The 21,445-nt window shown below is 32.6% G+C and carries 26 protein-coding genes; 11 read left to right on the forward strand and 15 right to left on the reverse strand.

The window, feature by feature from the left end; genetic code table 11:
* The first annotated feature begins 14 nt into the window (after nt 1-14).
* Nucleotides 15-695: a Crp/Fnr family transcriptional regulator gene (locus tag ACIQ2L_RS05310; protein WP_396157074.1), complete on the forward strand. Its 681-nt coding sequence runs from the start codon at nt 15-17 to the stop codon at nt 693-695.
* On the opposite strand, the gene ACIQ2L_RS05315 is transcribed toward ACIQ2L_RS05310, so the two are convergent.
* From ACIQ2L_RS05315 to def, 4 genes are all read right to left on the reverse strand, one after another.
* Complete coding sequence (locus ACIQ2L_RS05315; RefSeq protein ID WP_396157075.1) at nt 692-2,143, reverse strand: APC family permease; 1,452 nt, start codon at nt 2,141-2,143, stop codon at nt 692-694. The genes ACIQ2L_RS05310 and ACIQ2L_RS05315 overlap by 4 nt on opposite strands.
* A gap of 132 nt (nt 2,144-2,275) precedes the next feature.
* Complete coding sequence (mazG, locus tag ACIQ2L_RS05320; protein WP_396157076.1) at nt 2,276-3,073, reverse strand: nucleoside triphosphate pyrophosphohydrolase; 798 nt, start codon at nt 3,071-3,073, stop codon at nt 2,276-2,278.
* Between the two features lie 103 nt (nt 3,074-3,176).
* Nucleotides 3,177-3,650: a DUF5606 domain-containing protein gene (locus tag ACIQ2L_RS05325; protein ID WP_396157077.1), complete on the reverse strand. Its 474-nt coding sequence runs from the start codon at nt 3,648-3,650 to the stop codon at nt 3,177-3,179.
* A gap of 147 nt (nt 3,651-3,797) precedes the next feature.
* Complete coding sequence (def, locus tag ACIQ2L_RS05330; RefSeq protein WP_396157078.1) at nt 3,798-4,385, reverse strand: peptide deformylase; 588 nt, start codon at nt 4,383-4,385, stop codon at nt 3,798-3,800.
* Between the two features lie 192 nt (nt 4,386-4,577).
* Here def and ACIQ2L_RS05335 point away from each other — a divergent pair, with 192 nt between their 5' ends.
* Nucleotides 4,578-4,985, forward strand: coding sequence for a hypothetical protein (locus ACIQ2L_RS05335; protein WP_396157079.1), 408 nt, complete (start codon nt 4,578-4,580; stop codon nt 4,983-4,985).
* Nucleotides 4,986-4,990: 5 nt separating this feature from the next.
* Here ACIQ2L_RS05335 and ruvX read toward each other — a convergent pair whose 3' ends face one another.
* Together ruvX and ACIQ2L_RS05345 are read right to left on the reverse strand one after the other, a co-directional pair.
* Nucleotides 4,991-5,401 carry a Holliday junction resolvase RuvX gene (ruvX, locus tag ACIQ2L_RS05340; RefSeq protein WP_396157081.1) on the reverse strand — a complete coding sequence of 137 codons (411 nt, stop codon included), beginning with the start codon at nt 5,399-5,401 and terminating at the stop codon, nt 4,991-4,993.
* Nucleotides 5,402-5,406: 5 nt separating this feature from the next.
* Complete coding sequence (locus tag ACIQ2L_RS05345) at nt 5,407-6,300, reverse strand: copper resistance protein NlpE N-terminal domain-containing protein (protein ID WP_396157082.1); 894 nt, start codon at nt 6,298-6,300, stop codon at nt 5,407-5,409.
* Nucleotides 6,301-6,444: 144 nt separating this feature from the next.
* Here ACIQ2L_RS05345 and ACIQ2L_RS05350 point away from each other — a divergent pair, with 144 nt between their 5' ends.
* Both ACIQ2L_RS05350 and ACIQ2L_RS05355 read left to right on the forward strand, forming a co-directional pair.
* On the forward strand, nt 6,445-7,260 hold the full coding sequence (locus ACIQ2L_RS05350) for a 2,3,4,5-tetrahydropyridine-2,6-dicarboxylate N-succinyltransferase (protein ID WP_396157083.1): 816 nt from the start codon (nt 6,445-6,447) through the stop codon (nt 7,258-7,260).
* A gap of 68 nt (nt 7,261-7,328) precedes the next feature.
* Entirely contained in the window at nt 7,329-8,378 is a 1,050-nt protein-coding gene (locus ACIQ2L_RS05355) for a glycosyltransferase family 9 protein (RefSeq protein WP_396157084.1), read from the forward strand.
* On the opposite strand, the gene ACIQ2L_RS05360 is transcribed toward ACIQ2L_RS05355, so the two are convergent.
* The 3 genes from ACIQ2L_RS05360 to ACIQ2L_RS05370 are packed head-to-tail and all read right to left on the reverse strand — an operon-like array spanning nt 8,368 to nt 10,979.
* Nucleotides 8,368-9,312 carry an NAD-dependent epimerase/dehydratase family protein gene (locus tag ACIQ2L_RS05360; RefSeq protein WP_396157085.1) on the reverse strand — a complete coding sequence of 315 codons (945 nt, stop codon included), beginning with the start codon at nt 9,310-9,312 and terminating at the stop codon, nt 8,368-8,370. The genes ACIQ2L_RS05355 and ACIQ2L_RS05360 overlap by 11 nt on opposite strands.
* Before the next feature lie 3 nt (nt 9,313-9,315).
* A complete protein-coding gene (locus tag ACIQ2L_RS05365; RefSeq protein WP_396157086.1) occupies nt 9,316-10,134 on the reverse strand; it encodes a glycosyltransferase family 2 protein in 819 nt (272 codons plus the stop codon).
* A 26-nt stretch (nt 10,135-10,160) separates the two neighbouring features.
* Nucleotides 10,161-10,979 (reverse strand): glycosyltransferase family 2 protein, encoded by an 819-nt coding sequence (locus ACIQ2L_RS05370; RefSeq protein WP_396157087.1) that lies wholly within the window; start codon nt 10,977-10,979, stop codon nt 10,161-10,163.
* Between the two features lie 127 nt (nt 10,980-11,106).
* Between ACIQ2L_RS05370 and ACIQ2L_RS05375 the strand changes: the two genes are divergently transcribed.
* The 7 genes from ACIQ2L_RS05375 to ACIQ2L_RS05405 are packed head-to-tail and all read left to right on the forward strand — an operon-like array spanning nt 11,107 to nt 17,216.
* Complete coding sequence (locus tag ACIQ2L_RS05375; protein WP_396157088.1) at nt 11,107-12,042, forward strand: polysaccharide pyruvyl transferase family protein; 936 nt, start codon at nt 11,107-11,109, stop codon at nt 12,040-12,042.
* A 3-nt stretch (nt 12,043-12,045) separates the two neighbouring features.
* On the forward strand, nt 12,046-12,897 hold the full coding sequence (locus tag ACIQ2L_RS05380; RefSeq protein WP_396157089.1) for a glycosyltransferase: 852 nt from the start codon (nt 12,046-12,048) through the stop codon (nt 12,895-12,897).
* 4 nt (nt 12,898-12,901) lie between these two features.
* Nucleotides 12,902-13,471, forward strand: coding sequence for an L-threonylcarbamoyladenylate synthase (locus ACIQ2L_RS05385; RefSeq protein WP_396157091.1), 570 nt, complete (start codon nt 12,902-12,904; stop codon nt 13,469-13,471).
* Nucleotides 13,472-13,509: 38 nt separating this feature from the next.
* A complete protein-coding gene (locus tag ACIQ2L_RS05390; protein WP_396157092.1) occupies nt 13,510-13,890 on the forward strand; it encodes a GxxExxY protein in 381 nt (126 codons plus the stop codon).
* Nucleotides 13,891-13,916: 26 nt separating this feature from the next.
* Nucleotides 13,917-15,350, forward strand: a complete 1,434-nt coding sequence (locus tag ACIQ2L_RS05395; protein WP_396157093.1) for a CCA tRNA nucleotidyltransferase — start codon at nt 13,917-13,919, stop codon at nt 15,348-15,350.
* 21 nt (nt 15,351-15,371) lie between these two features.
* A complete protein-coding gene (locus tag ACIQ2L_RS05400) occupies nt 15,372-16,391 on the forward strand; it encodes a heme A synthase (RefSeq protein ID WP_396157094.1) in 1,020 nt (339 codons plus the stop codon).
* Between the two features lie 54 nt (nt 16,392-16,445).
* On the forward strand, nt 16,446-17,216 hold the full coding sequence (locus ACIQ2L_RS05405; protein WP_396157096.1) for a CDP-alcohol phosphatidyltransferase family protein: 771 nt from the start codon (nt 16,446-16,448) through the stop codon (nt 17,214-17,216).
* Between the two features lie 211 nt (nt 17,217-17,427).
* On the opposite strand, the gene ACIQ2L_RS05410 is transcribed toward ACIQ2L_RS05405, so the two are convergent.
* The 6 genes from ACIQ2L_RS05410 to ACIQ2L_RS05435 form a co-directional block, all read right to left on the reverse strand.
* A complete protein-coding gene (locus ACIQ2L_RS05410) occupies nt 17,428-18,198 on the reverse strand; it encodes a LytR/AlgR family response regulator transcription factor (protein WP_396157097.1) in 771 nt (256 codons plus the stop codon).
* Between the two features lie 262 nt (nt 18,199-18,460).
* Nucleotides 18,461-18,769, reverse strand: coding sequence for a 2TM domain-containing protein (locus ACIQ2L_RS05415; RefSeq protein WP_396157098.1), 309 nt, complete (start codon nt 18,767-18,769; stop codon nt 18,461-18,463).
* 2 nt (nt 18,770-18,771) lie between these two features.
* Entirely contained in the window at nt 18,772-19,077 is a 306-nt protein-coding gene (locus ACIQ2L_RS05420; protein WP_396157099.1) for a 2TM domain-containing protein, read from the reverse strand.
* A 2-nt stretch (nt 19,078-19,079) separates the two neighbouring features.
* Nucleotides 19,080-19,412, reverse strand: a complete 333-nt coding sequence (locus ACIQ2L_RS05425; RefSeq protein ID WP_396157100.1) for a 2TM domain-containing protein — start codon at nt 19,410-19,412, stop codon at nt 19,080-19,082.
* Nucleotides 19,403-20,740, reverse strand: coding sequence for a 2TM domain-containing protein (locus ACIQ2L_RS05430; RefSeq protein ID WP_396157101.1), 1,338 nt, complete (start codon nt 20,738-20,740; stop codon nt 19,403-19,405). The genes ACIQ2L_RS05425 and ACIQ2L_RS05430 overlap by 10 nt, the downstream gene beginning before the upstream one ends.
* Nucleotides 20,741-20,805: 65 nt before the next feature.
* Nucleotides 20,806-21,426, reverse strand: coding sequence for a hypothetical protein (locus ACIQ2L_RS05435; protein ID WP_396157102.1), 621 nt, complete (start codon nt 21,424-21,426; stop codon nt 20,806-20,808).
* Nucleotides 21,427-21,445 lie beyond the last annotated feature (19 nt).

A 21,445-nucleotide genomic window follows, 5' to 3' on the forward strand; every position in this document is an offset into this window, starting at 1 on the left:
AATAATTATAGTTAATGGGTAAATGTGAACAATGTATCGTCAGACAATTCAGTTCTCTCAAAGCTTTGGGTAAAGTTGAATTACTCAAAATGGCCGAATGCAAAACATCATATACCATTAAAAAAGGGGAACCAATTTTTGAGGAAGGTGAAATAACTAATGGCATTTACTGTATTAAAGAAGGAATTTGCAAACTCTCTAAACTGAGTTCTAATGGCAAGGATCAAATTGTAAAACTAGTAAAGCCTGGTGATTTATTAGGACAACGTTCTATGATTAGTGAAGAACCAGCCAATTTGAGCGCGGTTGCTTTAGAAGATATGGAAGTTTGTTTTATTCCCAAAAACGAAATCATGCAGTTCTTTAATCATAATAATGATTTTTCAATGAATGTAATGAAAACCATTTGTGGCGATTTAAAAGATGCCGATCAACACATGGTTAATATGGCTCAAAAAAACGTAAAAGAGCGATTAGCTGGGACTTTAATTTATTTAGAAGAAACCTTTGGTATTGAATCTGATGGAACTTTGCGCATTCAACTATCGAGGGAAGAATTATCTGGAATGATTGGTACTGCCACCGAAAGTTGCATTCGACTTCTTTCAGAATTGAACAAAAGCGATATCATTGAATTGGTAGGAAAAAAAATAAAAATTAAAGATAAATTGAAGCTCCAAAGGCTTTCAATTTAATCATTCTTTTTACTCAAAAACAGATAATAAACTGGTATTCCTAAAGCAACAATAAGTAGTCCTAAGCCGGTGCTTGTTGTTTGATAAATTAATAAAGTAATACAAATTAAAGTCGTAATTAGTATATATAACATCGGAATGATAGGATACCCAAACGCTTTATACGGTCGTTGTGCATTGGGTTCTTTTTTTCGTAATATAAAAATTCCATAAATAGTTAAGATGTAAAAAAGTAAGGATGCAAAAGTGGCATAGGTTAATAAATCACCATACTTTCCAGAAATACATAAAACAGAAGCCCAAAAACATTGAAACCAAAGTGCCTTAGCCGGAACATCATTTGCATTTAATTCACCTGCTTGTTTAAAAAATAACCCATCTTTTGCCATGGCATAAAACAAACGTCCACCCGATAAAATCAATCCGCTATTGCATCCAAAAGTAGAAACCATTATAAGACCCGCCATTACAAAAACCCCAACATTTCCAATGATCATGTTTGCTGCTGCTGTTCCTACTCTATCTTCATTGGCAAACATAATTCCATTTCCTAAAACACTACCCGAATCAGGTGTTCCTTGCATAGGTAACAAAGCCAAATAAGCCACATTGGCTAAAATATAAATAACCGTAACAATCAAAGTTCCTAAAAACAAACTCCTAGGAATATTCTTTTTAGGATCTTTTATTTCACCTGCAATAAAAGTAACATTGTTCCAAGCATCGCTCGAAAATAGTGAATTAATAATGGTTGCTCCCATGGCGCCAAGCAATGCAACTCCAGCAAGTTTTGTAACCGTTATGGTTCCATCGTCATTTATAACAGTTTGCGAAGCCTCCCACATATTGGCGAAATTATTAGATAAAACATCGGTTTTTAATCCAACATACAATCCGAAAACAATTAAAGCAAAAAGTGCAATTAATTTAGTTGAGGTAAAAAACAATTGAATCGATTTTCCCGTTTTAACGCCACGAGTATTAATATAAGTCAATAAAAAAATGCTAAACATGGCTAAAACTTGCTTGTTTGTAAAAACAAAACCATCACCAATTTTTATCAATTCGGTATCTAAAACAGGGAAAAACACCGCTGAATATTTGGCAAAAGCAACTGCTACAGCTGCAATTACACCAGTTTGGATAACGGTAAAAACAGTCCATCCGTATAAAAACGAAGCTAGTTTTCCATAAGCACGTTGAATGTATACAAATTGTCCGCCTGCATTGGGCATCATGCCTGCTAATTCGCCATAGCTCAATGCTGCTGACATGGTTAACAAACCGGTAACTAACCAAATCACAAGCAACCAAGCTGCAGAACCAACATCACGAGCCATTGCTGAAGTAACGATAAAAATACCCGATCCAATCATGGAACCGGCTACAATACTTGTGGCGTCAATTAATCCTAAGGAACGTTGTAATTCGTGTTTTGTTTCAGACATAAAGTTGGTTTATTGATTTGTTGATTTCAAATATAGTTAAAAATTAGTTTGGAGTTGGAAGCGGGAAGTTGGGAGTTGGAAGTCTTAAATTAACTTTCAAAAAAATGAAAACTGAGTATTGAACACTCAATTTTAAAGTTTCTTCGCTTCTTCCCAAAAAATATCCATCTCTGCTAATGTCATATCCATTAAAGGTTTTCCTAGTTCGCCAGCTTTGTTTTCGAGATACATAAAGCGTTTGATGAATTTTTTATTGGTTCGTTCCAACGCATCTTCGGGATTTACATTTAGAAATCGGGCATAATTAATCATCGAGAATAATACATCTCCAAATTCGGCTTCAATTTTGCTTTGATTTCCTACGTTAACTTCGTCTTGTAATTCTTGTAATTCTTCCTGTACTTTGTCCCAAACCTGATGCGGTTCTTCCCAATCGAAACCAACACCTTTTACTTTGTCTTGAATTCGGCTGGCTTTCACTAATGCGGGTAACCCTTTTGGAACACCTTCTAATACCGATTTTTTACCTTCTTTTAGTTTGAGTTTTTCCCAATTTTGCTTTACTTCTTCTTCATCAGCTACAATCACATCACCATAAATATGGGGATGACGATGGATTAATTTATCGCAAATTTCATTGCATACATCCGCGATATCAAAACCTGTAGTAAGCGAAGTCGAGTTATCATTGGTTTCACTACCAATTTTCGCATAAAAAACAATGTGTAGTAATAAGTCTCCTAACTCTTTTTTGACTTCCTGCAAGTCGTTATTTAAAATGGCATCGCCCAATTCGTAGGTTTCTTCAATGGTAAGATGGCGAAGGCTTTCCAGCGTTTGCTTTTTGTCCCATGGACACTTTTCGCGCAAATCATCCATGATATCTAATAATCTGTTGAAAGCTTCGAGTTGTTGTTGGCGGGTGTTCATTGTTTTTGTTTCGAGTTTAAGGTTTGAAGTTGCCGATTTCAAAAATAAAAAATCCTATCGCTGTTTATAACAATAGGATTAATATTTATAAAGAAGTAATTAACTATTTTTTTGTTTTTGAAGACTTTGATAATTTAATTTCTTCAACTACTTGCTCTTTTACTTCTTCTGCATTAATTAAATTTGGTTCTTCTTTAGAAACCATTCCTTTTGCTTGAAGAATGTTATACCAATTTAATACTTTTTTAATATCTGAAGCATACACTCTATCGGCATCATAATCTGGTAAAATTTCTTGAAAATAAGCCATTAATTTGGTATTATCTTCTTTATGAGAAACCGATGTTGGTCCTTCATTTTCTTTGATTGCAATAGCACGCATGATATCAACCAAAGGCTTTTCTTCGGAATAGGTATACATCGAAATCTCAGAAAGCAAACTAACATTGCTTCTTAATCCCACTGTGATTTTCTTTCCGTCTGATAATGATTCTGCTAAAAAGCCGGAGCGCGTTTGTATTTTTAACTCGAATAAACCTGGTTTTCCAGCAATGGCTAATATTTTTTCTACGTTCATTTTATAATTTAATTTGGGAACAAATATATATAATTCAAAAATCAATTTCAATATCAATTTCAATGTCAATTTCAATGCCAATTTCAATGTCAATTTCAATTGCAAATTTTAAATATTTTGATTGTCATTGATTTTTGATATTTTAATTTATCTTCCTTTTTTATTCACAAATTTCATCCTATAATCAGGAAACGCTTTACCATCCATGATGTTTTGAAGTTTCTTTTTAATCAATGTTTTTTTTAACATCGAAATTTTATCAGTAAACAAAATTCCTTCAATATGATCATACTCATGCTGAATGACACGAGCGATTAATCCATCATAAACTTCTATTTTTTTGTTGAATTCTTCATCGCAATACTCAATCGTTATTCTTTCGTTGCGGTAAACGTCTTCTCGAACATCCGGTATACTCAAACAACCTTCATTAAAACTCCATTCTTCTCCGTCTTCTTTAATCATTTTGGCATTAATGAATGTTTTTTTGAATCCTTTAAGTTGTTCTTGCGCTTCTTTTGACAAATCTTTATTATCACAAAAAGGCTCGGTATCTATTATGAATAATCGTATAGGCAAACCCACTTGTGGAGCAGCCAATCCAACGCCATAAGCATTATACATGGTTTCATACATATTGGTAATAATTGCAGATAGATTTGGGAAATCAAGAGAAATCTCTTCGGCAACTTGTCTTAATACATTTTCTCCATAACCGTAAATTGGTAATATCATTGTTTAAAATCTATTTTATTTATACGTACTCTCTGTTATTAAATACTATTATTTTGCAAAAGTAATCAAAAAAATATTTGATAAAGTTGAATTTAAGTTAAGTCAAAAAAAAGCCATTATGTTTTGTTTCAAAAAAGCAAAAATTAAAGTGATTTTTATATATTTGAAAAAATATTAATTATATATATAGCAATGAAAAAGTATGTTTTAGCAATAGCAATTATCTTTAGTTTGAACGCATTTGGACAATCTGAAACCCAAACTGCAACTGGTGATCAAGTGGTAACAAAAACGTTATACACAACAAAAGAAAAAGAAGATATTAGAAAAAAATTCCTTAAAGAAGTAGATGAAATTGGTTTATCACCAGAAATAAAAACAAAATATTTGGCAATCGTTAGTAAGTTTAACGAAAAAATAAAAGTCGTAAATAAAGATCGTAAATTAACACAATCACAATTTACTACTAAAGTTAATAAGATAATTAAAGATCAAAATCAGGAAATTAAAAGTATTCTAACACCTGACGAGTATGCAAAGCACAAATTAATTATTAATCGCTACCAAAATAGTATTATTTACAGAATAGAAAATAAATAAGTTGATTATTTCTTAGTCAAAAAGTTTTGTAGCATTATTGTTGCTGCAATTTCATCTAACAACGCTTTATTTTGGCGTTGTTTTTTTTTCAATCCACTATCTATCATAGTTTGGATTGCCATTTTAGAAGTAAACCGTTCGTCGGTTCGTTCCACATTCATATTGGGAAAAGCTATCTTAAAATCGGAGACAAATTTTTCGATGATTGGAGTACTTTCTGAAGGTTTCCCATTCATTTGTTTGGGCTCGCCAATCAGAACTTTAGAAACATTTTCTTTCGAAAAATAATCTTTCAAAAAAGAAATAGCTATTTCTGATGGCACTGTCGTTAGTCCTGATGCTATAATTTGCAGCTCATCGGTGACGGCAATTCCAGTTCGTTTTAATCCGTAATCTACAGCAAGAATTCTAGACATCTTCTTTATTTTGTGGCTTTAAATTTTGCCAATACTTTTTTTCTTTCACCGAATAAAATTAGCATTTCAGTATCTATTTTGTAACTATTTACTTTGGCCAGCATACTAGAAAAATTAGTTTCTAAAGTCATTTCTGGGCAAGCCATTCTGGTCATTATTATTTCTGAAAAAATTAATTTGTATGGTGAAGGCATAACATAACTTCCTGTAATGGAATTACATCCCATATAGGCATTGAATCTTCCGTCTTTAGAATTTAACTTTAAGTAAAAGACTTTTTTTCCTTTTTGAGAAATAGTAGTATTGTTTAATGAAACTAATTTCCATTTGGTTTCCGCTAAGGTAAATTTACCGCTAGCTGGATTCACTTTTTGGATTACTGTAGTCGTTTCAATTCGATTATTTAAATCAACCGTTGCATTATTTTCGACTCCATTTTCGATAGTTGTGGTATCTATAGGTTGTTTTGATAAAATATAATCGTCTGCCAATTTTCCAGTAATTCTTTGACCTGACAAATCTAGTTGTGTTAACGTGTTTTCACCAACAAAATATTGATTTGGCGAATTCTCTACATTACTTAAAATGATAGTGTTACCGTTTTTATTCCATGTGAAACTTCCTTTTTGGAGAAAAATTTTATTTCCTTTTCCCTGGTATTTTGTCTTTATACTATAGGTTGCATTTTCATTAATAATAATTTCAGTTTCTAAACCTTCACAATCAGCACAAGGTAAAATTCCTTTATATATGCCAACATAATCAAGTGAATTCTTGGCATTGTGAGAATTAGAAAGCGTATTCTTTATAGAATCATTTTTTAATTCCGCTTCATTTTTTGATTGCTGTTGACAGCTAATCATAGACAATAATAACAATAGTAAAATATTTTTTCTCATATTATCAATACTTAATTGTCCAAAAATATTAAATCAAATCGTAAAATAAAGTTAAATAAAATGCATTTTTTAGAATCGTCAAAAAAGGTATCTTTGTTAACTCAAAAATTTTGGTCATACAGAAAGAAAGTAAAACTCAAAAAAATGAACAATCTACAATCTATTATAGAAAAAGCTTGGGATAACCGAGAATTGTTGAAAGACACTACTACTTTAAAAATCATTCGAGAAGTAATTTCTTTACTTGACGCAGGAACGTTGCGTGTTGCGGAACCAACATCTAATGGCTGGAAAGTAAACGAATGGGTAAAAAAAGCGGTAGTAATGTATTTCCCGATTCAGAAAATGGAAACCTGGGAAGCTGGAATTTTTGAGTACCATGACAAAATGTTGCTTAAAACCGGATATGCCGAAAAAGGAATTCGAGTGGTTCCACCAGCAACTGCTCGTTATGGCGCATACATTTCTAAAGGCGTTATTTTAATGCCAAGTTATGTTAACATCGGTGCTTACGTTGATGAGGGCACTATGGTGGATACTTGGGCAACAGTTGGTAGCTGTGCTCAAATAGGTAAAGACGTTCATCTTTCAGGTGGTGTTGGAATCGGTGGTGTTTTAGAACCATTGCAAGCCGCTCCTGTTATTATTGAAGATGGTGCTTTTATTGGTTCACGATGCATAGTGGTTGAAGGTGTTCGCGTGGAAAAAGAAGCTGTTTTGGGCGCGAATGTTTGCCTTACTGCATCCACAAAAATCATTGACGTTACCGGAAGCGAACCTATAGAATATAAAGGAGTTGTTCCTGCTCGTTCGGTAGTAATTCCAGGAAGTTATACCAAATCTTTTGCGGCAGGCGATTATCAAGTGCCTTGTGCTTTGATTATCGGAACGAGAAAACCATCAACTGATTTAAAAACATCACTCAATGATGCCTTGAGAGAATATGATGTAGCCGTTTAATTTTAAATATCAGATATTAGATATTAAATATATTTCTAATATTTGAAGTCTAATATCTACTATTCCAAATGAAAGTACTTGTAATTCAAATAAAAATGATTGGCGATGTCCTTGCCAGTACTGTCATTTGCGAAACCATAAAAAAAAATCATCCCGAAGCCGAAGTACATTACCTAATCCAGAAAAATACTTTTGCCGTCGTAGATAATAATCCATTTATAGACAAAGTGATTTTCTTTCAACCAGAAGAGCATAAAGGTTTTATGAATCTTTATCAATTTGGAATTGAATTAAAAAAAGACCACTACGATATTGTCATTGATGCCTATTGCAAATGGGATAGTATTTTGCCAACCTATTTTTCAGGTGCAAAAATCAGAGTCGGACATTACAAATGGTACACCACTTTTTTCTATACGAAAACTGTAGTTCCTGATGCCGATTGTGATGCTACTGCCAATGCCTATCGCCTATTGCTTTCAAAAACCGCTTTGGGCAAAGAAGTCGAAATGATTTATCCGCAGATTCATTTAAGTCAAGAAGAAATCGATAAAGCTAAAGTTTCCATCAAAGAAAATTGCGATACGACCAAACCAATATTTATGATTGGTATTCTCGGCAGCGGTAAGAATAAAAGTTTGCCTTCAAAATACATGGCTGAAACTTTGGATACTATTGCCAATGCAAAAGACATACAAATGCTTTTTAATTATATGCCGAACCAGTCAAATGAGGTTAAAGCCATATATGATTTGTGTTTACCGGCAACTCAGGAAAAAATAAACCTTGATTTTTATGCCAAAAGTTTGAGAGATTTTATCGCTTTGCAATCACAATGCGATGCGTTGATTGGAAATGAAGGTGGCGCAACCAATATGGCAAAAGCTTTAAACATACCAACGTTTACCATTTATGCACCATGGATTAATAGAACTTCGTGGAATATAAAAGAAGAAACTGGTTTTTATGATATCGTTCACTTGAGCGACTATTTTCCAGAATTGTATGTGAAGCATGCCAAAAACTACAAAGCACAAGCTTTTGAATGGTATGAGAAATTAAAACCAGAATTGTTTGCGGAAAAGCTGAAACAGTTTGTGCTTCGAATTACGAAGTAAACTTATCCAAATACCATTCTACTTGTTGTTCCAAACCTTTCTTAAAGGTTACTTTGGGTTCGTAGCCCAATAGTTTTCTAGCTTTATCAATCACAGCAGAAGTTCGTTCTTGGTCGCCTTTTCTGGCAGGTTTGTGGTCGATGATCAATTGTTTATTCATTATTGCTTCCACCAAATTGATACCTTCTTGCGTAGTGTGAACTTCATCTGTTCCTAAATTGATGATTTCTCCATTAACAATGTCTTCTTTTCCAATAATGGCGGATAAACCATCAACGATATCACCAACAAAAGTAAAACTTCTTTCATGCTTCACACTGCCTTCAAAAAGTGGAAAAGGTTTGTTGGCATAAAGATTTTCAATCAGTTTAGTATATAACTTTTCTGGACGTTCTCTTGGTCCATAAACAGAATAAAGTCTAATGGAACAAGCATTTAATTTACCCAAACGTTGCAACCCTAGAACCAATTGCTCGGCTGCTAATTTAGTACTACCATAAAAAGAAATGGGTTTTGTTGGCACATTTTCATCCACATTGGCCACCAAACCATAAACGGAAGATGTCGCAATATTGATAAATGATTTTAATTTTGGATTGTATTGTAAAATGGCATCGAGTAAATTTTGCGTAGCAAAAATATTATTGGTTACGTAATCCGTCAAAGACGTTTCGGCGGAAATTCCGGGTTGTGCCGCCAAGTGATAAACATAATCATAGGGCTTTTCAAAAACTGGTTTCAGATTTTCATTCAAATCAAGTTCGAAAACAGGTATACCTTTTACATTCAAATCAGCTGCGTTTAAGCGCTTTAATGCTGGACTATAGTAATCATTATAATTATCAATACCAACTACATCATGACCTAAATCATGCAGTTTTTCACAAAGATGTGATGCAATAAAACCTGCTGCGCCAGTAACTAATATTCTCATCAATTATTGATTGTCTTTAATAATACCAAAAGGCGTCCAAACTATTTTCTTGTCTTTCACTTCTTTTCTAATAGCCAAATTTGCAGCCAAAGACTCAGGTGTTTTATAACCTCTTGGGTGATCTAAATGTAAAACTATAGCTTTATGGCGAATTTGTTTTCCTTTAATGCCATTATTTTCCAATCGTTCTCCAAATTCTCTATCGGGTCCACCATATTTCATCCGTTCGTCATAACCGTTAATGGCAATCATATCTTCTTTAAATCCAGAAGAATTACAATTGTTAAACGAAGGAATAGTTGGTGAAAAAAAGTCTAAAACCGATGCTGACAAATCTGTGGCTCCAATTTTCAAAGCATTAGAAACATTTAATTTATCTATTTTTTTTAACCATTTTAAATCAAAACATCGTTCTGAAAGAATATCATCCTTGGATATTTCTGTACTCAATTTCATGGATAATTTACAATAACCTCCCGAAAGAAATCTCCCTTTTGTGGCATATTTTGCATGTATTGCTACAAAATCTTTTCTAGGAATACAATCACCGTCGGTCATTAAAATATAATCGTGAGAGGCTTCAACTATCGCAATATTTAATAGTTCCTGACGACGATATCCTAAATCTTCATGCCAAATATGACGCACAGGAACTGGATAATTTTTGGCATAACTATCAATCAATTCCTTAGTGGAAGGTCTTGATCCATCGTCAGCAATAATGAGTTCAAAATCTTTGTACGTCTGAACACTGTAGCCAATCAATACTTTTTCTAACCATTCTTCGGCATTGTAAGTACTAACGATAACTGATATTTTCATAGTTGGAAATTATGGTGTAAAGGTAATTATATTTTTAATGTATCAATCCCATTCTCAATTCGGATAATTTTGTGTTTTTTATTAAAACGTCGAATTTCCATATTGTTCTTTATTTTTTCTTCATTAGCATAACCTCGTTTGTGGTCTAAATGCAAACAAATAGCGCTGTATCTGATTTGCTTGGAAAACATACCATTGTTGAACATTCGTTCGCCAAGTTCTCTATCCATTCCGCCATAATCCATTGCTTCGTTGAAACCATTTACTACTAAAATATCATGTTTAAATCCCGACGAGTTGTGTCCGTTCCAGGAACGTTTTGTTGGAGTTAGCCAATTCATAAAAGTAGCGAAATAGCTATTGTGTGTCAATTTCGATACTTTAAAATTCGCTTTCAAACCCTGTTTGAGTAACCATGAAATCTCGAAACATTTTTGGTTCAAAATAGCATCTTCAGAAATGGCAATCGAAATGGGCAGTGGTAATTTGAAATAACCGCCCGAAAGAAAATAACCTGCTTGTTTTTCATTAACATGAACAGCCACAAAATCTTTTCTCGGAATGCAATCGCCATCGGTGAAAAGTAAATAATCGGAATTCGATTTTAATATGGCTTTGTTAAGAATTCTAGATTTTCTGAAACCTTTATCTTGCTGCCAAACATGAATAATGGGATGTTTAAATTTACCCTGAAAAGCAGCAATGAGTTCTGCAGTTTTTGAAGTCGAACCATCATCAGCAATTACAATTTCAAAATCTTCCTCTGTTTGAACGGTAAAGCCAAGAAGCACTTTGCGCAACCATTCTTCTGAATTGTAAGTTGTTATAATAACTGATAATTTCATATAGCTATAAAAATGGAAATTACAATTTTTTAGGTAATCACCATTTGTTTTTCTTGTTAATTTTGAAAGTAATATTATTCGTAAAAGTAACCAATTGACTTTTAGACCTCAAACAAAATGTATATTTTTGCAAAAATTATTCTACACCATGTCTCTATCCGATTTCTTATTAAATAAACTTTCTCATTTTAATCGTTCCGCTCGTAAAAAAGAAGTCATTAGCAGAATTCTGAAAAATCCAACTCAGGAAAATCTCGATGTAGTAAATTTACATCGCTATGATCCAACTAATATTGGTGATTATTATTGTGGTGTTCATCATTATTTTGATGAATTAAAAGGCAAACATCTCGATATTTTTGATTACAAAAGAGACGAAGCAACAAGAGACAACTGGTTTGAAAAAATTACAAAAAACTCACTTATCATTGGCGGTGGCGGATTGTTGAACCGTGAAGGTTTTAATTTACAGATGGAACTTTTCGAAAAATTGGGCGAAAAAGGAAAGAAAACCGTGCTTTGGGGTTTGGGTCATAATGCGAAAGAAAAAAGCACTTACGGCAAAATTTCAAAATACAATATCGATACTTCAAAATTTGGTTTAGTTGGCGTTCGCGATTATGGCATGAAAGAAGAATGGGTTCCGTGTGTGAGTTGTTTGCATCCCATTTTTGACGAAAAACACGAAGTAAAAAATGAAATCGGGATGATTTTCCACAAGAAAACGTTAAGCGATAAAAGTGTTTTAAAAAAATTTGAACAGTTTCCATCCACAGCCAACAATGCTATTTTTGAAGATGTAGTGAAATTCATTGGCGAAACCGATACCATTTTAACCGACAGTTATCATGCGATGTATTGGTCGTTAATGCTGGGCAAAAAAGTGATGGTGTTTCCAAACTCGTCTAAATTTTACAATTTCAAATACCAACCGGTGATTTCTGCGTTCTCTAATTTTGAAGCCGATTTGAAAAAAGTACAATCCTATACCGGAGTTTTGGAAGATTGCCGAGAAACCAATTTGAAATTTGCAAACAAAGCTTTTGATTATCTTAATCTATAACATATGTTCCATCATCTTCTAGTTACCCGTTTCAACCTCAGAAATCCAGAATGGGACGTAACCAAAAATAATGAAAAACTTCTCACTGATGATTGGATGGAAGAGCGCATGTGGTTTTTTGAGAACTTCTGTTTTCCGACTATCATAGCACAAACCAATCAGAATTTTGAATGGTTGTTATATTTTGACATTACTACGCCAGAAAAATACCAAAAAAGAATGGCAGAGTTGATTCAGAACCTACCCAATTTCAAAGTGTTTTATATTGATGGAATGCCTCAATTTTATGATGAGTTAAAAAAATATATTGCTGCAATTCCAAATAAAAAACCATACCTCATCACTTCTCGAATTGATAACGATGATGCAATTCATAAAGATTTTATCAATGAAATTCAATTGCAGTTTGAAAAACAAGAATATTTAGTTCTTGACGTTATTAAAGGCTATTCTTTACAAATTCGTCCCACGGTAATGCTCGGGAAAAAAGAGCATATTTTCAATCCGTTTATGAGTTTGATTGAAAAAAATAATGACCCAAAAACCATTTGGTTTTACCATCACAACATGTGGAAAAAAGAAACTCGTATCAAACAAGTAACTCATAAAAGACTTTGGATTGCAGTAATTCACGAGAAGAACAAAGTCAATAACTTTAATGGGTATGACAATGTAAAATGGGAAAAACTAAAAACCGATTTTATCCTTTCAGAAGAAGCCAATGAACTTATCAAAAAGGAATTATTACCACAAAGCAAATGGCTTGCACTAAGTTGGAAAAACAAAATTATCGTCAAGTATAAAGTTGTCAGTAAGAGTTTTAAAAAATTCTTTGGCGTTTATAAATTAAAATAAAATTATGAGTGACATCAATACAGAAGTTCATAAAGCCTTCGAAGTGGTCCAAAATGGTGGTGTCATCCTTTATCCGACCGATACGGTTTGGGGAATTGGTTGCGATGCTACAAATGTGGAAGCCGTAAAAAAAATCTACGCTTTGAAACAACGCGAAGAATCTAAAAGCATGATTGTGCTAATGAATAGCGAAAAAATGATGTACACTGTTTTTAAAGAAATTCCCGAAGTTGCTTGGCAAATACTTGATTTATCTGAGAACCCAACGACTTTAATTCTTGATAATCCACGAAATGTAGCTGCAAACCTCATTGGTACTGATAATTCGCTTGGAGTTAGAATTGTGAAAGAACCATTTTGTTTCAAACTAATGGAACGCATGAAAAGACCTTTGGTTTCTACATCTGCAAACATTTCAGGAATGTTTAGTCCAAAATCGTTCAAAGAAATCAGTCCCGAAATTATAAAAGGTGTCGACTATGTAGTAAATTTGCATCACGAAAAAATTTGTGAAAAACCGTCAACGATTATTAAGCTTTCTTTAGATAGTGAGGTTAAAATAATACGTAGTTAATTTTTTACCGCAAATTCGCAAATTATTTTTTTAAATTTATGGATGATTATTTATTTAAAAATGAGAGTTATAGCATAGTAGGTATACTATTTGAGGTACACAAAAATTTAGGGAAAGGATTTTCAGAGATTGTTTACAAAGATGCTATTGAATATAAGTTACAACATTTAGGTATTCTCTATGAAAGAGAAAAAGAATATTCAGTTTGCTATAAAAATACTATTTTAAAACATAAATTTTATGCCGACTTTGTAATATATGATAAAATCATCTTGAAAATAAAAACGGTAGACTGTTTTAATAATGCTCATTATAATCAATGCTTAAATTATTTGAAAATTTCAGGAAATCAACTAGCAATACTTACTAATTTCAATTTAATATCACTAGAGTACAAACGAATTATTAGTTCTAGATAATAATTTGCGAATTTGCGGTAAATACTATGAATTACAAAAAAGCACTAAATAACCCAATCTTTGAAATCATTTCAAATGCTTCTCAAGAACTTAATCTCGAAAGTTATGTAATTGGTGGTTTTGTTCGTGATTATTTATTACAACGTGACTTAGACCTGCCTGCCACAGTTAGAAAAGATATTGATATTGTGGCGATTGGTTCCGGAATTGATTTAGCGCTGAAAGTTTCCGAATTATTACCCAACAAACCAAAAGTTCAGGTCTTCAAAAATTATGGCACTGCAATGCTGCGTTATAAAGATATCGACATTGAATTTGTGGGTGCCCGAAAAGAAAGTTATGCTGAACACAGTCGTAATCCTATCGTGGAAAACGGAAGTTTAGAAGACGACCAAAACCGTCGAGATTTTACGATTAATGCGTTGGCCTTTTCATTGAATCAAAATAATTATGGTGATATAATCGATCCATTTGATGGTTTAGCTGATTTAGAAAATAAAATCCTAAGAACACCTTTAAATCCAGATATCACCTATTCTGATGATCCGTTGCGAATGATGCGTGCTATCCGATTTGCAACGCAATTAAATTTTATTATTGAAAAAGAATCATTAACAGCAATTGAGAGAAACAAAGAACGTATTAAAATCATTTCAAGTGAACGAATTGTGGACGAATTGAATAAAATTTTAGAAACCACCAAACCGTCCATTGGCTTTTTGCATTTATACAAAACGGGCTTATTGGATATTATTCTTCCTGAACTTACCGCTTTGAATAACGTAGAAGAAATTGAAGGTCATACGCATAAAAACAATTTCTATCACACACTCGAAGTTGTCGATAATATCTGCCCCAATACCGATGATGTTTGGTTACGATGGGCAGCGTTATTGCACGATATTGGAAAAGCACCCACAAAAAAGTACAACAAAAAACAAGGTTGGACATTTCACGGACACGAATTCCTAGGCGGAAAAATGGTCAAGAAAATCTTTGAACGATTGCACATGCCATTAAACCAAAAGATGAAATTTGTTGCCAAAATGGTGATGTTGAGTTCTCGTCCGATTGTGCTTTCAGAAGATATTGTTACTGATTCGGCAGTGCGGCGTTTAGTATTTGATGCTGGTCAAGATGTGGACAATCTCATGACACTTTGCGAAGCCGACATCACGACAAAAAATCCAACGAAGTTTAAAAAATACCACAACAATTTTGATGTTGTTCGCAGAAAAATAATTGAAGTAGAAGAACGTGATCACATACGTAATTTTCAGCCGCCAATTTCTGGCGAGGAAATTATGGAAATCTTCAATTTAAAACCGTCACGTGAAATAGGTGTTTTGAAGGAAGCTGTGAAAGAAGCGATTTTGGAAGGAGAAATTCCTAATGAATATCAAGCGGCGTATGATTTTGTTTTGGCAAGAGCCGAGAAAATGGGATTGCAGAAAATTTAAATACAAATTATTATAGATTTTATGAAAAATAAATTCCTCAAATCAGCCAAAGTTTCTTTAGTTCTTGTTTATCTCGTGATTTTTGCTGGTGCTTTTGTAAGGCTTACTGGCTCAGGAATGGGTTGCCCCGATTGGCCAAAATGCTTTGGCTATTATATTCCGCCTACAGAAAAAAAAGAATTGTTATTCACTCCAGGAAAAGAGTATGATAAAGGACAAGTAATTATAAAAGAAGAATCTTTATTGGTTGCCAAAACAGATTTTATAGCAAAAACCAATTTCGAACCATCGAACTGGGAAAAATATACTAAACATGATTATGCTGTTTTCAATCCATTGCACACTTGGGTTGAATACATCAATCGGTTGTTAGGTGCGCTAGCTGGTATTGCCTGTTTTGTTACTTTTATCTACTCATTTGGTTATTGGAAATCGAATAAAAAGCTAGTTATTCTTTCGTTTTTAGTATGTATTCTAATGGGGTTTCAAGCGTGGTTGGGAAAAACTGTGGTAGATTCTGTTTTGAGTCCAGTGAAAATAACTACACACATGCTTGTAGCAATATTGATTATTTCATTTCAATTATTTTTAATTTACACTGTTCAAGAAAAGAAAAAATTATTCCATCCTGACTCCAAGTTTACTATAATTTTACTTTTAACTATTGGTTTAACCATAATCCAGATTGTGTTAGGAACAAGCGTAAGAGAACATGTAGATACTGTTTCTGAAACTGGCGTTCCAAAAATACTTTGGTTACAAAATCCATCAATTTCGTTTTATATACATCGATCATTTTCAGTATTTGTTTTGCTTTCAAATTTTTATTTATTTACTCGAAATAGAAAACTAAATTTAGATGTACAAAAGCTAGATTGGGTAATGATTTTGATATTTATTGAGATCCTTTCCGGAATTGCAATGTATTACTTAGATTTTCCTTTTGGCACACAAACTATTCATATTGTATTGGCAACGCTACTTTTTGGCTTTCAATTTTATATAGTTTTGGAGTCGAATGATAAAAGAGATATTTTATAACCTATATTTGCAGTCTCGACTATATTGTCTCATTTCTTTGTTTCTGAATGTTAAATGTCTAAACTTACCGCTCAAGATAAATTTTTAGATTTATCAGATTATGGAAGATCTTTTGGAAGATTTTTTGCCAATCAATTAAAAAACACCCGCTTTACACCTATTCATGTAACGCTGCTCTTTGGACTTTCGGGTTTGATTGCTATTTATTGCATTCTGACAAAACACTTTTTAGTTGCCGGTTTTTTTATCCTCTTAAAATCAGGTATAGATGCTGCAGATGGCGAATTGGCTCGATTGAAAAAAACGCCTTCTTATTCAGGAAGATATTTAGACAGTGTATTTGATATTGTACTGAATTTTATGATTTTGATGGCGATTTGTTATGTCTCTAAAACAACCATTTGGTTTACTTTCTTAGCTTTTATTGGTATTCAATTGCAAGGCACATTATACAATTACTATTATGTAATTCTCAGAAACAAATCAGTTGGTGGAGATACTACCAGTAAAATATTTGAATATAAAACACCCAAAGCCTTACCAGGAGAAAGTCAAAAATCAGTCAATATTTTATTTGGAATTTATACTGTTGTTTACGGAACTTTTGACAAAATCATACATGCTTTAGACAGAGAAGCGTATAAAGTAAAAACCTTTCCGAACTGGTTTATGACCTTACTTTCGCTTTATGGTTTGGGCTTTCAATTACTAATCATTGCCGTAATGCTGCCTTTGGGTTGGATTGAGTTTATAGTGCCATTTTTTCTTGCCTATACGCTATTGCTTTTTGCATTGATAGTAATTAGAAAAAAAATATTAACCTAACGGGAATACGATATTAACTTTTAAAAAATTGCTATTAACAATAAAAAATCAAATAGTTTTCTTTTTTATTGTTGTGACAAATAATAAAGTAAATGCAGAAAAGTTTTTAAACCATTAAGAAATTAAGTTTTGTTAAGCGTGATTATACTAAATTGCTCAACTAGGGTAATGGTTTCAATAAAAAAACAAATAATTTTAATTCGAACTCACGTTATCCCAACCATACTTTAAAATCATTGACACGTTCACGCGCTACAATTACTTCATCATCTTTGTAAGACGGTAGAATTACTTTTAAACGAGAATTGCTATGCATTTGAATTTCTTTAATTCCTTTCATAGGAATGATAAATTTGCGAGAAACGCGATAAAAAGCCGCCGGATCAAGTTCGGTTTCAAGAAGTTCTAAAGTGGTGTCCAAAAGGTAATTTCTATTATCAAAAGTGTGCAAATAGGTTCCTTTGTTTTCGCTATAAAAACATTCTACTTCTTCTATATTTACCATTTTGAGTTGTTGTCCCATTTTGATGGTGAAACGTTTTTTGAAGGTTCTATCAATCGGGTTGACCAACATTTTTTTTATCATTTCAAAATCAAAATTGGAAACAATACTTTTTTGAAATTGATTTTTGAATTTTGAAATTGCAATTTCTAATTCTTCATCGTCAATAGGTTTAAGCAAATAATCAATACTATTTAGCTTAAAAGCACGCAACGCATATTCATCATAGGCAGTAGTGAAAATCACAGCACTTTTAATGTCACACTGAGCGGAGCCGAAGTGTTCAAAAATTTCAAACGATAAACCATCCGATAATTGTATATCAAGAAAAATCAAATCGGGATGCGGATTTTCATTAAACCAATGAATTGATTCTTCTACAGAATGTAAAAGTGTATTGACGTGCAATCCTAATTTCTCCACTTTTCGTTGAAGCAATCGTGCGGCTGGTTTTTCGTCTTCGATGATGATAATTTTCATTGCTAAGTTTAAGGTTGTTTAAGATTGTTTAAGATTGTTTAAGATTGTTTAAGATTGTTTAAGGTTGTTTAAGATTGTTTAAGATTGTTTAAAATTGTTTAAAATTGTTTAAAATTGTTTAAGATTGTTTAAGATTGTTTAAGATTGTTTAAGATTGTTTAAGATTGTTTAAGATTGTTTAAAATAGTTTAAGATTGTTTAAAATAGTTTGAAGCGGATAAAATAATAACTGCTTACTGCAACTGTTTACTGAACACTGATTTTACTCCCATTTGTTGTTCTTTTCTTTCTCCATCAACTCTTTAATCTTTTTTTCTTCCCAATCTTTTCCCATAATTAAGGAAGGCAGAAATACTGATAATCCGTGGGCTGCTAAACCAATTCCCCAGAATAATGCAGTTGAAAAAGTTTTAAATTTAAAAAAACTTTCACCTTCATCGAGGTTTTGAACATTGACAATAATTATCATGGTATTGACAACAATAAAAACCGTTAAATGCGTGTAAAATCCTTTGATTTTCTTAACTCGTTTTGCTGCTTCTTGGTATTTTATTTCATCATAATTTTCCATAATTATTCCAATTTATTTTTTCTATTTTCTTCGTCCATATATTGTTTGATCTTCCGTTGTTCCCAATCGTCATTCAAAAAAAATGGAAAGAAATTAAAAGTTCTGATAGCATGAAAAAGCAATCCAATTCCCCAACCAAATAATGACCAAAAAAACCAAAGATATTGAGGTGTGTATTTTAAATTTATAAAAATTAAAACCGCCATGACTAATACATAAGATAGTAAATGACTGTAAAATCCTTTGATTTCTTTGACTTGCTTTTTGGCACGCTGGTATTTTTCGTATTCTTCGTTATTTTTTTCCATGATTATTCCCATTTTTGTTTTGTTTCATTTTGTTTATTCATCATTTTTCTGATTTGTTTTTGTTCCCAGTTGGTTCCAAAAACTCTTTCAGCTAAAAATAATTTTAATCCTTGAACTACTAAGAAAAAAGTCCAAAAACACATTACAAATCCATTTATATATTTAATTGGTAAAAAATTAAACTGAACGCCAAAATAGGTTTTTAGAACATAAATTATAATACCAATTACATATATAAAAAGATGAGTGTAAAACTGACTTAACTTTTTTACTCTTTCACGAACTGATTCTTCGGGTGATTTTTGGCTCTCCATATTTTCCATGATTACTTCCATTTGTTTGTTGTGCTATTCTCTTTATTTAATATCTCTTGAATCTTCTTTTCTTCCCATGATTTTCCATAACCAAAAGTCTCAAAAGCATGAAAAGAAACGCCCATTCCCCATCCCAACACGGGTAACCAAAACCATTGAAATCCGCCTGATTGAATGTTAATAAATATGAGTAAAGGAATGACGCAGCAATATGAAATTAAATTGCCATAAAATCCTTTTAGTTTTTCAACTCGTTCTTTTGCTCTTATAAAAGCCATGTTCTCACTGTAAATGTTTTTTGTTTCCATGATGGCAATTTGTTTTGTTAAAATTGGAATTTTTACTTTAAATTCAATTTGTGTCTCCTCTACCAAAACTTTTCGTTCCGAAATCAAGCCATATCGATTGACGATGTTCTGCAGTCCAACACCTTTTCGCTCTTGCAAGATTGCTTTCTTCTGTAAATTATTTTCAACAATTAAGTAATTGTTTTCAATGTAAATTTTTATATGCAACGGTCTTTGTTCGCTCACCACATTATGCTTTATGGTATTTTCTAGTAAAAGTTGCAACGAAAGCGGCACTACTTTGGCTTCTGGATTGTTATAATCTGATGGCAAATCAAACGTAATGCTATTTTCAAAACGCATTTTCAACAAGTTCATATACGTTTTGGCGAAAGCCAATTCTTCTTCAACTGAAACTAACTCTTTGTCCTTTTGTTCCAAAACATAGCGGTATATTTTTGATAACGAAGTGGTAAATTTTTGGGCATTCTCCGGATTTTCTTCTATCAAGGAACTCAACACATTCAAGCTGTTAAACAAAAAATGTGGATCGATTTGATTTTTTAAACTTTCAAATTGTGCGGAAGCAGTTCCAGCAATTACTTTTTGTTCTTTTACTTTATTTTCAGTATATGCTTTATAGAAATAGAACGCATGAAAAGCCAGTGTAACAAAAAACGTAACAATAATAGCTACTAAGTAATTGGACATTTCTTCATTATTTAAAAAAGCGCTAAATGAACTTCCTTCTACTAGTACATCTTCAAAAATTCGCAATAAAAAAATAACCACAATTGATACTAGAAATGATGCTATAAAACCAATTACTATTCTCTTTGGAATAAATCTATCTGATTTAAAAACTTTATCCAAATAGATAAAAATGGTAGCATTAGCAAAGTATAACGAAAGACTATAAAGCATTGTATAGCCAAAGTTTACCAATAAATAATAATCAAACTGAATTTTGTTTCCAGTAATTATCCTAACCAATAACAACACAAAAAAGATGGTGAAGGATATGACGATAGCTCTTGGAATTTCTTTTATCAACTGTTTCATTGTGAATGGTTTTTAGGTTCTGAGGTTTTTTTCTTAGTGCCTCAGAACCGTAACACTTCTTTTCTTTATTTACAACCCTTCAATGCTTCTTGCGCTCTGTCCAAACCCCATTTTGGTGAAAACGGAGTTTCAGGTTTAAAGTTAGCAAATAGTTGGATTGATTTTTCAATTTGAGCGCACATTGGTTTAGTATCGGTTCCCCAATATTTAGCACTACCAATTTCAAATTCTGCTTTGGAGAAAACTGCTCTAGGATTATTTGGATTAATGGCCAATGCTTTTCCATATTGTTCCATAACTAAACCTGTATACTTCACTCCATTTGTCATTGGATCTTGAAGTAAAACAACAGTGTAGAGCATCGCTTGAACTACCATGATTTCATCATTGTTCGGACTAATTAAAGTAGCGTTATCAATGGCATTTTGTGCTTTAATAATCATGGCTGGCACTTTTTCTTTATTGGCAGGATTGAACGCTTCGGTGGTGTTAATTAATGAAACATAATAATTAGGTAACCAATTATTTTTTTCAGCAGCTGCTATACGTTCCATTAAATCTGATGCTTCCTTCGCTTTTCCTTCTCCCCAAAGCCCAAGAGCTTTCCCCATTCCTTGTTCAAAAGAGGTTTGAGCTGTTAGTAATGAACTAATAATTAATGCGATGGTGATGATAATTGTTTTCATAATTAAAAAGTTTACTATT

Origin of the sequence: Flavobacterium sp. (assembly GCF_044369455.1) — a bacterium.
In the GTDB taxonomy this organism is placed as follows: Bacteria; Bacteroidota; Bacteroidia; order Flavobacteriales; family Flavobacteriaceae; genus Flavobacterium.

Bases quoted from the DNA above. Each gene is read 5' to 3' on its own strand.
- ruvX (WP_396157081.1), bottom strand. From the start codon at position 5,401: ATGTCTAGAATTCTTGCTGTAGATTACGGATTAAAACGAACTGGAATT.
- ACIQ2L_RS05390 (WP_396157092.1), top strand. From the start codon at position 13,510: ATGGATGATTATTTATTTAAAAATGAGAGTTATAGCATAGTAGGTATA.
- ACIQ2L_RS05420 (WP_396157099.1), bottom strand. From the start codon at position 19,077: ATGGAAAAAAATAACGAAGAATACGAAAAATACCAGCGTGCCAAAAAG.
- ACIQ2L_RS05430 (WP_396157101.1), bottom strand. From the start codon at position 20,740: ATGAAACAGTTGATAAAAGAAATTCCAAGAGCTATCGTCATATCCTTC.
- ACIQ2L_RS05325 (WP_396157077.1), bottom strand. From the start codon at position 3,650: ATGAACGTAGAAAAAATATTAGCCATTGCTGGAAAACCAGGTTTATTC.
- ACIQ2L_RS05395 (WP_396157093.1), top strand. From the start codon at position 13,917: ATGAATTACAAAAAAGCACTAAATAACCCAATCTTTGAAATCATTTCA.
- ACIQ2L_RS05380 (WP_396157089.1), top strand. From the start codon at position 12,046: ATGTTCCATCATCTTCTAGTTACCCGTTTCAACCTCAGAAATCCAGAA.
- ACIQ2L_RS05350 (WP_396157083.1), top strand. From the start codon at position 6,445: ATGAACAATCTACAATCTATTATAGAAAAAGCTTGGGATAACCGAGAA.
- ACIQ2L_RS05400 (WP_396157094.1), top strand. From the start codon at position 15,372: ATGAAAAATAAATTCCTCAAATCAGCCAAAGTTTCTTTAGTTCTTGTT.
- ACIQ2L_RS05435 (WP_396157102.1), bottom strand. From the start codon at position 21,426: ATGAAAACAATTATCATCACCATCGCATTAATTATTAGTTCATTACTA.
- ACIQ2L_RS05405 (WP_396157096.1), top strand. From the start codon at position 16,446: ATGTCTAAACTTACCGCTCAAGATAAATTTTTAGATTTATCAGATTAT.
- ACIQ2L_RS05335 (WP_396157079.1), top strand. From the start codon at position 4,578: ATGAAAAAGTATGTTTTAGCAATAGCAATTATCTTTAGTTTGAACGCA.
- ACIQ2L_RS05315 (WP_396157075.1), bottom strand. From the start codon at position 2,143: ATGTCTGAAACAAAACACGAATTACAACGTTCCTTAGGATTAATTGAC.
- ACIQ2L_RS05415 (WP_396157098.1), bottom strand. From the start codon at position 18,769: ATGGAAAATTATGATGAAATAAAATACCAAGAAGCAGCAAAACGAGTT.
- ACIQ2L_RS05385 (WP_396157091.1), top strand. From the start codon at position 12,902: ATGAGTGACATCAATACAGAAGTTCATAAAGCCTTCGAAGTGGTCCAA.
- ACIQ2L_RS05365 (WP_396157086.1), bottom strand. From the start codon at position 10,134: ATGAAAATATCAGTTATCGTTAGTACTTACAATGCCGAAGAATGGTTA.
- ACIQ2L_RS05310 (WP_396157074.1), top strand. From the start codon at position 15: ATGGGTAAATGTGAACAATGTATCGTCAGACAATTCAGTTCTCTCAAA.
- ACIQ2L_RS05360 (WP_396157085.1), bottom strand. From the start codon at position 9,312: ATGAGAATATTAGTTACTGGCGCAGCAGGTTTTATTGCATCACATCTT.
- ACIQ2L_RS05355 (WP_396157084.1), top strand. From the start codon at position 7,329: ATGAAAGTACTTGTAATTCAAATAAAAATGATTGGCGATGTCCTTGCC.
- def (WP_396157078.1), bottom strand. From the start codon at position 4,385: ATGATATTACCAATTTACGGTTATGGAGAAAATGTATTAAGACAAGTT.
- ACIQ2L_RS05410 (WP_396157097.1), bottom strand. From the start codon at position 18,198: ATGAAAATTATCATCATCGAAGACGAAAAACCAGCCGCACGATTGCTT.
- ACIQ2L_RS05345 (WP_396157082.1), bottom strand. From the start codon at position 6,300: ATGAGAAAAAATATTTTACTATTGTTATTATTGTCTATGATTAGCTGT.
- mazG (WP_396157076.1), bottom strand. From the start codon at position 3,073: ATGAACACCCGCCAACAACAACTCGAAGCTTTCAACAGATTATTAGAT.
- ACIQ2L_RS05425 (WP_396157100.1), bottom strand. From the start codon at position 19,412: ATGGAAGTAATCATGGAAAATATGGAGAGCCAAAAATCACCCGAAGAA.
- ACIQ2L_RS05370 (WP_396157087.1), bottom strand. From the start codon at position 10,979: ATGAAATTATCAGTTATTATAACAACTTACAATTCAGAAGAATGGTTG.